The 13780-nt window shown below is 43.3% G+C and carries 14 protein-coding genes and 1 pseudogene; 5 read left to right on the forward strand and 10 right to left on the reverse strand.

Annotated elements, in window-relative coordinates; genetic code table 11:
• Positions 1-366: 366 nt before the first annotated feature.
• Positions 367-1335 carry an arginase gene (gene rocF, locus J2T19_RS27490; RefSeq protein ID WP_307221587.1) on the reverse strand — a complete coding sequence of 323 codons (969 nt, stop codon included), beginning with the start codon at positions 1333-1335 and terminating at the stop codon, positions 367-369.
• 56 nt (positions 1336-1391) lie between these two features.
• Positions 1392-2585, reverse strand: a complete 1194-nt coding sequence (locus tag J2T19_RS27495) for an ornithine--oxo-acid transaminase (RefSeq protein WP_307221589.1) — start codon at positions 2583-2585, stop codon at positions 1392-1394.
• 449 nt (positions 2586-3034) lie between these two features.
• Here J2T19_RS27495 and J2T19_RS27500 point away from each other — a divergent pair, with 449 nt between their 5' ends.
• On the forward strand, positions 3035-3679 hold the full coding sequence (locus tag J2T19_RS27500; RefSeq protein ID WP_307221591.1) for a GntR family transcriptional regulator: 645 nt from the start codon (positions 3035-3037) through the stop codon (positions 3677-3679).
• A 141-nt stretch (positions 3680-3820) separates the two neighbouring features.
• Here J2T19_RS27500 and J2T19_RS27505 read toward each other — a convergent pair whose 3' ends face one another.
• The gene (locus J2T19_RS27505) at positions 3821-4546 is read right to left on the reverse strand and encodes a class I SAM-dependent methyltransferase (protein ID WP_307221593.1); all 726 of its coding nucleotides are present in this window, start codon (positions 4544-4546) and stop codon (positions 3821-3823) included.
• A 164-nt stretch (positions 4547-4710) separates the two neighbouring features.
• On the opposite strand from J2T19_RS27505, the gene J2T19_RS27510 reads away from it, so the two are divergent.
• Positions 4711-5055 carry a hypothetical protein gene (locus J2T19_RS27510; RefSeq protein ID WP_307221595.1) on the forward strand — a complete coding sequence of 115 codons (345 nt, stop codon included), beginning with the start codon at positions 4711-4713 and terminating at the stop codon, positions 5053-5055.
• 329 nt (positions 5056-5384) lie between these two features.
• Here the strand turns inward: J2T19_RS27510 and J2T19_RS27515 are convergent, their stop codons facing one another.
• The 4 genes from J2T19_RS27515 to J2T19_RS27530 all read right to left on the reverse strand — a co-directional run bounded on the left by J2T19_RS27515 (position 5385) and on the right by J2T19_RS27530 (position 7529).
• Positions 5385-5612, reverse strand: a complete 228-nt coding sequence (locus tag J2T19_RS27515; RefSeq protein ID WP_056697134.1) for a cold-shock protein — start codon at positions 5610-5612, stop codon at positions 5385-5387.
• A 185-nt stretch (positions 5613-5797) separates the two neighbouring features.
• Positions 5798-5998 (reverse strand): cold-shock protein, encoded by a 201-nt coding sequence (locus tag J2T19_RS27520; protein ID WP_024633772.1) that lies wholly within the window; start codon positions 5996-5998, stop codon positions 5798-5800.
• A 383-nt stretch (positions 5999-6381) separates the two neighbouring features.
• Entirely contained in the window at positions 6382-6618 is a 237-nt protein-coding gene (locus tag J2T19_RS27525) for a DUF6953 family protein (protein ID WP_307221601.1), read from the reverse strand.
• Positions 6619-6746: 128 nt separating this feature from the next.
• Positions 6747-7529, reverse strand: coding sequence for a CPBP family intramembrane glutamic endopeptidase (locus J2T19_RS27530; protein WP_307221603.1), 783 nt, complete (start codon positions 7527-7529; stop codon positions 6747-6749).
• A gap of 313 nt (positions 7530-7842) precedes the next feature.
• On the opposite strand from J2T19_RS27530, the gene J2T19_RS27535 reads away from it, so the two are divergent.
• Complete coding sequence (locus J2T19_RS27535; RefSeq protein WP_307221605.1) at positions 7843-8514, forward strand: phosphatase PAP2 family protein; 672 nt, start codon at positions 7843-7845, stop codon at positions 8512-8514.
• 211 nt (positions 8515-8725) lie between these two features.
• On the opposite strand, the gene J2T19_RS27540 is transcribed toward J2T19_RS27535, so the two are convergent.
• Positions 8726-9505: a helix-turn-helix transcriptional regulator gene (locus J2T19_RS27540; protein WP_145053590.1), complete on the reverse strand. Its 780-nt coding sequence runs from the start codon at positions 9503-9505 to the stop codon at positions 8726-8728.
• A 110-nt stretch (positions 9506-9615) separates the two neighbouring features.
• Between J2T19_RS27540 and pyk the strand changes: the two genes are divergently transcribed.
• The gene (gene pyk / locus J2T19_RS27545) at positions 9616-11031 is read left to right on the forward strand and encodes a pyruvate kinase (RefSeq protein WP_307221607.1); all 1416 of its coding nucleotides are present in this window, start codon (positions 9616-9618) and stop codon (positions 11029-11031) included.
• A 132-nt stretch (positions 11032-11163) separates the two neighbouring features.
• On the opposite strand, the pseudogene J2T19_RS27550 reads toward pyk, so the two are convergent.
• A pseudogene (locus J2T19_RS27550) lies at positions 11164-11400 on the reverse strand (methyl-accepting chemotaxis protein); the annotation flags it as partial.
• 170 nt (positions 11401-11570) lie between these two features.
• Entirely contained in the window at positions 11571-12020 is a 450-nt protein-coding gene (locus tag J2T19_RS27555; RefSeq protein WP_056697120.1) for an SRPBCC family protein, read from the reverse strand.
• A 306-nt stretch (positions 12021-12326) separates the two neighbouring features.
• On the opposite strand from J2T19_RS27555, the gene J2T19_RS27560 reads away from it, so the two are divergent.
• Entirely contained in the window at positions 12327-13766 is a 1440-nt protein-coding gene (locus J2T19_RS27560) for a serine hydrolase domain-containing protein (RefSeq protein ID WP_307221610.1), read from the forward strand.
• Positions 13767-13780 lie beyond the last annotated feature (14 nt).

Raw genomic sequence — 13780 nt, forward strand, 5'->3', positions numbered from 1 at the left:
ATGTTGTTTGCTTGCCGCACCGTGTTTCTCGTGTTTTCTTGGCCGGAATTAGAATATACCATGTACAGATTTAGAACGCAAGCTTTTTTTTAAAAAGTTTTAAATTCCGTATTATCCTTATAACAACAATGACTCATCTACTTTTTCTAATAACCATTTACACCATCTGCATCCGTCTTCCATCCGTTACACCCGTTCATACGCACAACCAGAATAATAGCCAGAACGCTCTCCCTCTTCTTAATGAAAGGGTAACCGCACTGGCTATCTTCAGATCACTTTCTTCTATAGTAAGAACATCAATACATATAGATCATTCATATACACTAATGACTAAAGAGATTAACTCCATTCACAACATACCCACTATAGAATTCGTTTGCCAAGCAGAGAAGCGATCAACTCGACCCCAAGTCTTGCAGTATGTCTGTTCTGATCAAATAAAGGATTGACCTCTACCAACTCCATAGATGTGATTCGATTCGTCGACGCCAGCAGCTCCAATGCAAAATGCGCTTCACGATAGTTCAACCCGCCCGGAACTGGCGTCCCTACCCCTGGCGCTTCACGGGGATCAAGGCAATCCATATCAAAGCTGATGTGGATCCCGTCTGTACCTTCACCTACTATAGACAGCGCCTGTTTAATAACCTGCTCTATACCTAATCGGTCGATATCATGCATTGTATAGCTTTTGATGCCAAGCGTTCTAATCTGAAGCTTCTCATAGTCATCCAAGTCACGTAAACCAATGTAAACCACCTTCGAAGGATCAATGAATGAACCAGCACCAGGAATCTGAGAAAAGTTAAACGATGAATGCCCCATCGCTACTGCTAAACCCATGCCATGCACATTACCGGATAAGCTGTGCTCTTCAGTGTTAAGATCAGCATGTGCGTCGAACCAGATTACTCCCAACTTAGAGTAGTTCGCACTTAAGCCAGCCAAAGTACCAATAGCGATACTATGATCACCACCAAGCACTAGAGGGAATGCACCTCCAGTAACCGCATTCGAAACTTCACGACACACGCTTTCGCTCACCTGGCGTACTTCTGATAGATATTTTCCTCGGGATTGTTCAGTAGAGGAGGTAGGCATATTCGCGCAATCAACCTTTACCTCTCGTTGGACAGTTAGACCTAGTCGTGCAATTTCTCTTCTCAGTCCTGCAGTAATCAGTTCATCCGGGCCTAGCTCTGCCCCACCTCGCGCTCCAGCTAATCCAAAAGGAACTTTAATAATGGCAACCTGGCGACCTTCCTCAGATTCCAGAGGTAACTCACTATAAGCATACGGTTTACTTACAGATGCGTGCTCGTCTTTTCCCATGCAAGTCATCTCCCTCAGTAATTTATATGAAGTAAGTCATCCAATACGGTATAGAACTATTCGCTTAGCACCTTACGAATCTTCTCTAACGCCCAATCCATTTCATCCTTCGTAATCGTTAACGGTGGCGCAAAGCGTATAGTGGTCTCATGCGTCTCTTTGCACAGCAGACCTTCCGCCATTAATCGCTCACAGAAAGAACGTGCCGGTACATGTAATTCAACACCAATAAACAATCCCCGACCTCGAATCTCTTTAATGACCGAACTACGTATGCTCTGAAGCTCCTTCATAAAATAATGACCTGAACGCTCTGATTGCTCAGCAAGCTTCTCATCCTCTAATACCTCCAAGGCCGCAATCGCAACCGCGCATGCTAGTGGATTACCTCCAAATGTAGAACCGTGTGATCCCGGCTCGAATAGACCCAATATGCTTGCATCAGCTGCAACAGCAGAAATAGGCATCACTCCGCCACCTAAGGCTTTACCCATAATCCATAGATCAGGTTCTGCTCCCTCCCAGTCAGAGGCAAAACGACGCCCTGTTCGTCCGAATCCAGTCTGGATCTCATCGGCTATAGTTAGCACATGTTTCTGCTTGCACCAAGAGAATGCGTCTGCAAGATAACCTTTTGGCGGGATAACAATTCCCGCCTCCCCTTGAATGGGCTCTACTAGAAATGCTGCCGTATTCGGCGTAATGGCCTGTTTCAATGCCTCAAGATCTCCATACGGAATAATGCGAAATCCCGGTGTGAAAGGACCAAAATCTTTTTTATATTCTGCGGAAGATGAGAATGAAGTCACGGTTAACGTTCTGCCATGGAAGTTACCAGCACACACAATGATCTCTGCCTGGTTTTCCGGCACTCCTTTGCTGCGATAAGCCCACCTGCGAGCCGCCTTAACGGCAGTCTCTACAGCTTCGGCACCGGTATTCATCGCCAAAATCTTCGATTTACCTGTGAACTGTGCGAGTTTTTGATAAAAAAGAGAGGCAGCCGTGCTATGAAACGCACGTGATGTTAATGTGACTTGATCCGCTTGATCTTTCAGTGCCTGTATAATGGTAGGATGCCTGTGCCCATGATTCATAGCTGAGTATGCACTCAACATATCCATGTATCGCCGACCTTCCGGATCCTCAACCCAGACCCCCTCCGCACGTTCAATCACAATTGGAAGAGGGTGATAATTGGGAGCCGCATAACGCTCTGACCATTCCATTAACTGTTTAGAATCCGGCATAGATCTCAGCACTCCTTTAACATTATATTGTATACAAAATACAACATTAGTGTATGCTTCGTCCTAACTACTCAAGACTTGTTATCACTTATTCCACCATAGTCTTTACTCGACAGATCCTACTTTAATATATGATTTTCCTGAAGAAAAATTTACAACGTAATTTTGTATACAATATACAACATACAATATATGGTCTTTATTGTAAGTAATAGTATCAAACAATACGCATGAATTCAAGACATGAAACGGATTTATACATCCCTTCTCTTTATTTTAATATGTAGACAACTCAGTATCATCATTATGCAAGTTAGCGCTTACGTTTGCTTGCCCAACTCCCACCTCGGTGTTAAGATGATAAAAACTTGAAACACTTGAGCGGTGCACGATTCCGGGGTCACCCCCACACACATCTAATCATCACTATATAGAAGGGAGGATTCGGTATGGAAGTACCTAAATACCGGTCCTTGAAAGATCACGTTTACGATTATATAGCACAGAAAATTCAAGACGGCACACTGCTCCCTAATCAAAAAATCAACGAGGCAGAAATCTGCAAAAAACTCGACATCAGTCGTACGCCTACACGAGAGGCTCTGTTTCAACTTGCTTCAGACAACCTGCTGCAATATATCCCTCGCAGAGGTTTTATCGTCACTCCTTTTGATGCAGGCAAAAAGTTAGAGTTCTCTCAAGCCATTGGGGTTCTCGAAGCACTTGCTGCAACGCTGGCTGTAGATCTTCTGAAAGCTTCGGACTTGCTGGAGATGGAAACTCTTATTGCTCGAATGGACGAAGCAATTGACCAGTTGGATCTGGCAGCCTACAACAAGGATCAATACCAATTCCACAACCTATACATTCAGCGATGCGGTAATGCTACTGTAATTGAAATATTAAACACACTGAAAAATAGCTTCATTCGTCAATCCTATGCGAGCGATAATAAATCGAAGCTGTCTAGTGTCCTCCACGAAGTTAACGAGGAACACCGGCAAATACTCAGCGCTTTCCGAGCCAAGGATAAGCTTCATTTGGAGTCTTTACTTAAGCATCACTGGCGAATTATTGATAACGACATGTTATAACCTGCGATCTTAGAGATGCAATAATAAAGTAATATCGGTATTACAACTAGAGGGTAGCCCGTAACATACGGACTACCCTCTTAATACAGCAGACACACCTCACAAGCTAGCTCAAGTAAATACTTAACCATGACTATAATTTTACTCATTCCCTAATGGTACCTTCGCCTTAATCACAGCATATCCCAATTGTTTACCATACTTAGCGAGTAAACGATCATTCATTCCACTCATTCGCTGCACTTGCTCATCCTCAAGCAAGGTCATATCCATCTCTCGATAAGGATCATGATCCACACCCCATCTTCCCATCGAACGTGAATGTTCGTATACTGTGATCGCTGTAAACCCACTTTGTCTCAGACGCCTTTTCCATCTGTTTATACTTGCCAGTGTCCTGATTCCATAGAACTGTTTCAACTTGCGACTCATGATCTCCGTCTTCCGCCCGGATAATATCATCTCTCGATCAATTAACAGACCACCGGGCTTCAATACACGCTTATATTCAGACAGCGCAGCACGCCAGCGGGTAAATATCGTGACAGATTCCACAAACACCACATCGAACCGATCATCTGGAAAAGGTAAAGCCGTTGCATCCGCCTGAATGAAACGAATATCCAACCGCTCACGCCTAGCGCGTCGCACAGCTTTCTCCAACATGCCGCGGTGGAGATCTACTGCAGTCACACGATAACCATGATGCGCTAAGTGGCATGCCGTTCTTCCCGTACCGCAACCTACTTCAAGTATCTGACTGCGTGATGGCAGAGATATGGACTCCAGCAATTGCACCGTTGCTTCGAAACCGCCTGGATGTGCACTCCCTTCTCCCAATCCTGCCAGTAAATCATGATAGTCCATGACTCCAGCTCCTTCCTACACATCTTTAGTGTATGGAACAAAACTAAAAACGGCACCTCCCTATGCTTTTTCCGGGTACTCGTCCATACCAAATCTCCTACCTTTTACTATGATATAGAAACCGTTGATTTCAGGCGGCAACCGCAACTACGAGGGGGATATGCATGTATAGAATTCATCCGGTATGTGAAGATACGGTGTCTCCGCACGTTGGACGCCCGGTTTGTCTTATTATGAAAGACGGCAAGCATATGTATGGCACACTTGGAAGATGTCGTGACGGCAAAATATATTTGGATGGTTGTTACGAGGGTCCACGTCTCTCTTCTGTTCAGAACAGGCAGCATAAAAAAGGCAAAAAGAACACAGCCAAAACGGTTCAATCCTCAGCTTATGGACCGTATGGTTATGGTCGCGGATATGGACGTGGATACGGCCGCGGGTTCGGTACAGGATTTGACATCGCACTCGTCTCAACACTCCTGTTACTGCCTTTTCTCTTCATCTAATCTTCAGCACTTCAATCATTCACTCATATTGGGTATCTGTTCATAAAGCAAATGAGCTTCCCGCATAACGCGGAAAGCTCATTTTTCTTTCATCACTTACATATACCCCATCTATAGATCAGCCACGATGGACGCTCAATGCACTCCATCGAATAGATCACAATCTGTACTATGCTAATATAGATATGTAATACACTATTTATAACAGCAACAAAAAAGGCATTCGCCAAAACGAATGCCAGGAACTTCATATTTAGTACCCATGCCTTTAACCACGGGTGTATTTTTACTTTAAAAAAAAACACCTCGTAAGAGGCGGGTAAGCTATATTAAATCCGATTTCCTTTAGACATCGTTTTCAGGTTACTATTCGAATTCTCAAGCAATGGCAGCATCCTAGTCGTGCTAACCATCTCAGAAGCACATATCGGACAAGTAGGCACGCTATCAAACGCAAAATTGTCCCGCATCCATCCTTTGCACGTATCGCTCGTACATTCCCAGATTGCCGCATCCGCTTGTGGAATCTCTTCCAACGGTTTTTTGCGATTATACATGACTTCTACCCCCTTTGTTATGGAAAAACATCTAACCGACGTTATTTCACAGAAGCCTATCTTAGCGGAAGTTTGTACTCCACCAGACTCCTGCCTCGACAACTATTGGGCCAACTTTCATTATATACTCAAAAAAAAGAAGCTGCCTTTACCATTATAACATGTTAAAGGCAGCTATGCTTTAATTACAGTTTTACAACTTCTTCTGCTTGAGGACCACGGTTTCCTTGTACAATTTTAAATTGCACGCGTTGACCTTCGTCCAGCGTTTTGAAGCCTTCGCCTGTAATAGCGCTGAAGTGTACGAATACATCTTCTCCGCCTTCAACTTCGATGAAACCGAAGCCTTTATCAGCGTTGAACCATTTTACTGTTCCGTTTTGCATGTGAATTACACCTCCAAATAAAGATTAACATGTTCCTTTGTTCTTTGCAGCAAGCAAATAAAAATTCACACATTGAAAAAGGTACCAGTCATAACCTATAAGTGATCGCCCTTTACAATATGTGAATTAGGTTTTCCACTTCTCTACAACATGTTCTTATTATAACTCTGATTCTGCCAAAAAGCAAATCTTTGTATTTTCTTTTCAAACAGCTTTGGATATACATGTTATTCCGCGCAGTACAACAGGGTTTTTCAGCCCCACTGCTCTGCACGGTCTTACCAAAGGATATGCAAAAGACATCCAAATTATACCCTTTTTATAAAAAAACGAGTAGCTGCGGTTTCAATATTTCTGTATGGCTCTGTCCTGCACGATAAATGTTATGTCCATGCCCACGTAAAGCTATCTCGATCCCAAGCAATCCGTCCACCGTGTAGCTTACGGAACGCCTTTTTCACTTCTTTTTGTAAGGATGCATTCCCGCTCTCATTCACAAACACAAATTCTTCTCCGAAATTGGACTTCACATATGCTATAGCAGCTTCTTGACGAAGCGTGCCCGTGAACTTTATCTCTTGTACCATCCATTCTGCTACATCCTGTGCAGTTTTCTCCATAATACACCTACAATCGCACATTGTACGGCTTAACTTGCGTTTCAACACGCAGCCTGTTTACCGTCTGGTTAAGTATAACACGTTCCATAGGATTGACGACAAACAGAGCTACCATATCAGAAATTCCTTTATCGATTCATCGGTTGTGAAGTATTACTTGAGTCTATGCTATGTCGTTGTGTTCGCACACTATATGTTAACCAAATGCAGTAGCCCACAAGAACAACTATTACAAAGATATCATAAGGAAGTGTGCTCGTATCCTGTAGATCGTCTCCTAGAAACTGAATCAAATTATGTACAAAGTGAAACAGAACTAAGGGTATGATATTTCCATTCTTCAACATTAACAGTGCCAGCACAGCCCCAATTAGAAGAGCATAAACAAGTTGCAAAGCAATATCAGCCATATTCTGGCCGGATAAAGCATTCATAATATGTGTGATCGAAAAAAGGATACTGGAGGTTAGGACAGCAGTAGCTGCACTCTTTCTTAGAAGGATGTTAAATATCAGTCCTCGATAAATCGTTTCTTCAACAAAAGCGACAAGTAGGGTGAAAAAGATAAAAAAGATCACCTTCGACAGCGTGAGTTCTCCAAATCCCTTCAAAGCGATTGTACCCAATACAAGTATTAGCGGAATATAATACTTCGTCTGCTCCGCTGGAATGGTTCGCAAAGACCGAAATCCGATCTCACCCCACTTACGCCGCAAAGTTAAATAGATGATGAGTACAATTGCAATCGGTGTGAACGATAGAAGTACAGGAGACGTGTAGTCAAGTTGCTTGATCGTTGCTACTGCACCTGCTGCAAACACGGCGAACAAGAGTAACAGTTCAATGATGACTACGGCTAGAATAGGCCTCCTCTTCGAGAACGATTCTTTTCTAATTTGAGCGTTTGCCATAAGGTAGTACCAGCCTCTTTTCATTTTCTTTTGTCGCCTCACCAAAATTAGGATGACACTACAGTTGTACTATACTATGCAATATATTACAGTATCCTTTTTTGGATAAAACTATAAAAGTAACAAAAAAGAGACTTTCTTCACGGGGTTTTCCCCTAAAATCAGGTATGGCTTATATCTGGTTCTGTACATTATAGTACTATGGAAAATTTCATTCCTTCATTGCTGCAGGGTAACCATCTTGGAATATCGTCTTATATATAGAGAATTCAAAGAACCGTGCAGGATGCACATCAAAGATCAGGGGGAACTTATGAAAGCACTATTTCTACGCTGGGGACATCTACTGGCTATACTGTGTATACCTTTGCAAGGCTCCATTTATGTTTTTCTAGGTAGCAACACGGGTAGTGACGTCTTCTACAACTATGCTTGGATTGATACCCAGATTCCTTTTATTAAAGAATTTATTTATCCATATATCAGTTGGATGCCCATTCTGTATCTTGGATTTATCTATCTGGGGCTGACCAATAAATCATTATTTTGGCGTACGTTACTTACGTATAATGTAGGGGTAATCGCCGCCAACATTTGTTTTGCGGTATTTCCGACGCATGTGCCACGCCCCGTTGTAGGTGGAACCGACTTGAGTAGCTGGCTGGTTCAATTCATTTATACAAATGATGCACCATTTAACTGCTTCCCAAGTATTCATTGTCTCACAAGCTATATGTTGTTTATTATGATCAACCGTCACTTGAACTTCAAACCAGTGCTACGAATCTCGTTATCTGTTTGGTTATGGTTGATCATCGCTTCCACTGTCTTTGTCAAACAACATTCCCTGCTTGATGTTGCTGGTGGAATCCTGTTTGCTGAAGCGGCTTACTGGACAGTTCACGCGGTACTTCTTCGTCGTAGCTCGGCTCACCAAAAAGAAAAGCAAACGCTGGGTGCAGCCAACACCAGCAGCAATGCCTAGATTAAGGAATGAATAAAATACAGGTTGGTGCAATTCACTAACTAGTAACCTAAAAAGAGAGCCACCGGCTCTCTTTTTTTTATCGCTCATTCACTCCATGGATTCTATGAACTTATAATCCCAGACTTTAGCCTTCATGTCTTTTCAATAGAAGAAAGTAAGCATGGTTAACCCTTCAGACTAAGGATTCCATAACTCAGTACTACAGTTTTCATATTACAGGTGGCCGCTCATGTAGGAAATCAGACGGTGGGCTTCCAATGATGCGTTTGAAGATTCGATAAAAATAAGACAAGTCGCGATATCCGAGGAATTCGGCAACTTCTTGAATTGAGAGCTGTGACTCGGTAAGCAGATATACGGCTCTTTTCATCCGTTGATCATGGACATATTGGCTGATGGTCTGGTTTGTCATACTTTTGAACAACGCTGCTGCATAGTTCGGGGTCTTACCAATCTCATCACCCAGCTCCTCTTTCGTTACTTTCTCCCTATAATGACGCTCAATATATCGTTTCATACGCTCTGCCTGCATATGACGCTCCGGTGGAATAACTCCTCGATCCAGCTCACGGTTCACATAAATCAGCACTTCCATCAATAAGGCTTGGCTCATCATGACATAATAAGAAGGGCGCTCCTGCCACTGCTGATGAATAGCCTTCATACGTTCATGGATCAGTTCATAACATCCGGGCTTATGCCGCAAGACCTCTGCTCGGTCTAAAGCTGACAATGACTCCGGTGCTTCTCCTGTTAATTGAACGACAATTTGGGTATGTGTAACGGTAGGGATGCTTTTACCATAATAAGCGACACCACCGGGAATAATCAGTAGCTCCCCTTTCTCCATGATCTGTTTTTCGCCGTTCACCCAATATACACATTTTCCATAAGTAACCAAGCTAAGGCGCCAAGTTTCCTGTATTTGCACAGCTTCTTCGAACCATCCGACACCGTTAATGTGTCGTACTTCTAACGGAGTGACCATAATACACCTCATTATTGGACTATACTCCAATCATTGTACTATAGTTCATACCCTGATTCGACAGAAAACGCTACAATACACATATTAGCAAAATATGAGGAGGAAATAGCATGTTGAAAACAAAAATTATTTGTACTATGGGACCTGCTTGTGACTCAATCGAATTATTAAAGGTAATGATCCAGGAAGGTATGACGGTTGCACGTTTGAATATGGCTCACGGCGAGCTGGAAGATCACGTTGGACGAATCAACAACATTCGTCAAGCAGCTGCTGAGTTGAACACATACGTACCAGTTATGATGGATATCAAAGGACCAGAAGTACGGATTGGTAAACTGAAAGAAGCATCTTGCCACCTTCAAGCAGGCAAAGAGCTCATCCTTACGACAGAAGAGATTCTCGGTGACGCAGAGCGTATCTCCGTAAACTACCCAGAATTGAATCTGGTTGTGAAGCCGGGCGATCGCATCCTGATTGATGATGGTCTGGTTGACCTGACTGTATTGTCTGTAGAAGGTTCTGATATTCATTGTAAAATTATCAGCGGTGGCATCCTGAAGCCACGTAAAGGTGTTAACTTGCCAGGAATCAAAACGACACTTCCAGGTGTTACTGAGCGTGACGTGATGCACATTGGTTTCGGTATCGAGAACAACATCGAGATCATTGCAGCTTCATTTGTACGTAAAGGCGATGACATCCGTGAGATTCGCAGCATCTTGAAAGAGCGCGGTGCAGATCACGTACAGATCATCTCCAAAATCGAGAACCAAGAAGGTATGACTAACTTAGACGATATCATTGAAGCTTCTGACGGTATCATGGTTGCTCGTGGTGACCTTGGGGTAGAAGTACCGATTGAAGACGTACCAATGATGCAAAAAGAAATGATCGATAAATGTAATCGTGCAGGTAAACCGGTTATCGTTGCAACTCACATGCTGGAGTCTATGCAAGTGAACCCACGTCCAACTCGTTCAGAAGTAAGTGACGTAGCTAATGCTGTACTTCAAGGTGCTGACGTTGTCATGTTGTCTGGTGAATCCGCTGCAGGTAAATATCCAGTGCAATCGGTTCGTACGATGGCAGCAGTTGCACGTCGTGCAGAAACGATGATTGATTACAAAGAACAATTTGCTCAAAAATCCGCACAGCAAGTCGCTGATATTACTGAGGTTATTAGTCAAGGAGCTGTAAGTTCTTCACTCGTACTCAATGCCAAAGCGATCATCACTTCAACTGAAAGTGGCTTCACAGCGCGTATGATCTCCAAATATCGTCCGAAAGCTCCAATCATTGCGGTTACTCAGCATGAAGAAGTGCTTGCAAAAATTTGCTTGCTCTCCGGTGTTGTACCAGTTATGGGAGATAAGGTTACTACAACGGACGAAATGTTCGAATCCGCTACACGTAATGCAATCAAAACAGGTTACATTGAAAAAGGCGACATCATTGTATTGTCCGCTGGTGTTCCGATCGGTCAGTCCGGTAACACTAACCTGATCAAAGTTCAACAAGTATAAAAGTCTATAAGTCCCTTTATATAAAGACCATCAATATTGATGCTAAACAGCCGTTTCTCTATTACAGAGAAACGGCTGTTTTTGTAAAGATTTCCTCCACACGGAGCGGAGGACACAACCTGTTCGTTCGTCTTACAAGTTGCGTGAGAAATTCACTAAGTCCTGGGACATCGTGTTGATCTCATCCATGGAGGCATTCACTTGTTGTGTAAGGGCAGCCTGGTTCTGTGTCAGGGTAGACATGTTACCAATATGCTCCAGAATCTGATCAATAAGTGTCTTCATTGCATGCATGCTGTCTTCAATATTAACGGTTGCATCAGAGCTATGATCTGCCAGCTTACGTACTTCCCCTGCAACGACGCCGAATCATTCTCCTCTACAGTTTTACACCTATAATTCGACATGCTTTGACATGAGTTCAGATTACACCTCCTTTTTCGTAAATACAATAAAAATAAGCGCCACATCGGCGCTTAATGGGTTTTATTTTTTTTGACTATACGTATGACTGGCATCCATTCCCAATGTTCTATCCATTACCAACCAAACTGAAGAGTCTTTCCTGTCTCTACCCAGCTCTTAATGCTGCTCAAGATCATCCACCAGCTCTGCTGTGCATTCGCAAATGACGGATGATTCTCTGTGAACTGATCATTAATTAATGTCAGCTTCGTGCATTCCCCGACAGTCTCTAGTTGGAAGGACACTCTGGATTGTAGCTCCTCATGATTCGCATGATAGGATGGTCCGGGATGTTCGAGATAACTCAATGTAGACAAGGGTTCGAACTCCAAAATCTGTCCATACACATGAACAGTCTCTTGCCCATCGTTCCCCGGCCCAACATAGGCAAAGGGCTGCCCTGGCTGAAAGTTTGAACGAAGTTCACTGCCAAAGAAGCTGCTACGTGTACCATCTGGAGAGATTAGGGCACTCCACACCTCTTCTAGTCCAGCATTGATATAAAACTCATACTTCAGCTCCACACAATCCACTCCCCTTATGTAATTGATGTACAAGCGAGTTACTTACATGACTATCCTATCGTTATACCCTAAAGGTGTATTGTAAAAACACGACAAGACTATAGGTTAGTTTACCTTTAAGAAGTGGTTTACCAAGTCAATTTAATCATACGTTTATCTTTTGCTAAAAAAGTATCGTTATCCATATTCTTCTATGGTATATTGGGATGCAGATGAATATAAAGGACGTGAACCCGTTGGTATAACTCATGCTAACTCAATCAGGTTTGCTTTTTGAAAATTTCATATAACCTATTGGAGGATCTCATGAGCGATATTCAGCGAAAAATAGATCAAGTGCACAATGCATTGTCCGCATTTTGGAAAGACGAGCCTGTTCCAGGATTGGCGGTAGGCATCGTCTATCGTAACCAAACCATCTATACTCATGGCTTTGGCACCATGAATATGGAAAGTGGATTGCCAGTTACAGAGCACACGCTCTTTCACACTGCCTCTGTATCCAAAACGTTGGTCGCCACAGCGATTATGCAGCTTGCGGAACAAGGATTGCTGCAGCTAGACGGGCATGTAACGGAATATTTACCCTACTTTAACCTGGAAGATGAGCTCTACCAGCTAATCACCGTGAGACATCTGCTGAATCATACATCAGGCTTACCTGATGAAGAGGATTTTGGATGGGATCGCCCTGAGTATGATGAAGGGAGCCTCGAACGCTATGTGAAGAGCATTGGCAATTGTACTCTGCGTAGTAAGCCAGGGGAAGCATTCTTTTATAGCAATATTGGCTATGAGATTTTGGGAGATATTATTGCCAAGGTTAGCGGTATGGACTTTGAATCCTACATGAAGAGCCATATCCTGTTACCCTGCTCTATGATGCATAGCTCATTTCTCAAACAAGAGGTGCCCGCAGACCTTCTCGCTGATCCGCATATTCTGGGATTATTCGAAGGTTATGGACCCGAGGTTAGCCTCACCTTTCCTTACCATCGAGCCCATGCACCAAGTTCCACCTTATATGCGAGTGCCACAGATCTATGTGCCTATGCAGTTAAGCAGCTACAAGGTCTACATGCAGATCATACCTCTCCTCTACTTCATGAAGAGAACTACTATGCCATGTGGGGTTCTGAGACATTCACCGGCTATGGCAACTGGTTGAACACCATGGGACTTGGCTGGTTTACAGGTGAGTATAAAGGGTATCGGACGGCTGCTCATATGGGAAGGGACACGGGTTTTCGTAGTCTCTTGGTGCTTCTTCCCCACGAGGGTATTGCATTGACGATCTTGATGAATGCCGATTATATCGGTTTAAACATCGTAAGTGAGACATTGCTCGATATCTTGCTCGGTGTGAATGAGAGAGTGACCATTCCACAATCCCTTGCCCATGCCTTGGCAGGTATCGCCTTGCGGGATGGGGTCGAAGAAGCCTATCAATATTATGTTGACGTCGCACTTCCTTCTATAGATAACTATGTGGTCTATGAAGGTGAATTCAACGCTTTTGCGTATATGCTGCTGCGAAGTGGGAGACCGGGTGAAGGACTGCGTATTCTGGAGATCGCCATTCGACTGTTTCCAGAATCATCGAATCTTCATGATAGTTTAGGGGAAATGTACGCCGTAGCTGGGAAACGTGATCAGGCTATAGAACATTATCAGAAGTCTATTGAGCTAGATCCAACTAATGTAGCAGCAACTGAGATCATTCATAAGTTGTTGAGACAGGTTTGATTAGACAGATCCAT

Origin of the sequence: Paenibacillus tundrae (assembly GCF_030812775.1) — a bacterium.
Lineage (GTDB): Bacteria > Bacillota > Bacilli > Paenibacillales > Paenibacillaceae > Paenibacillus > Paenibacillus tundrae_A.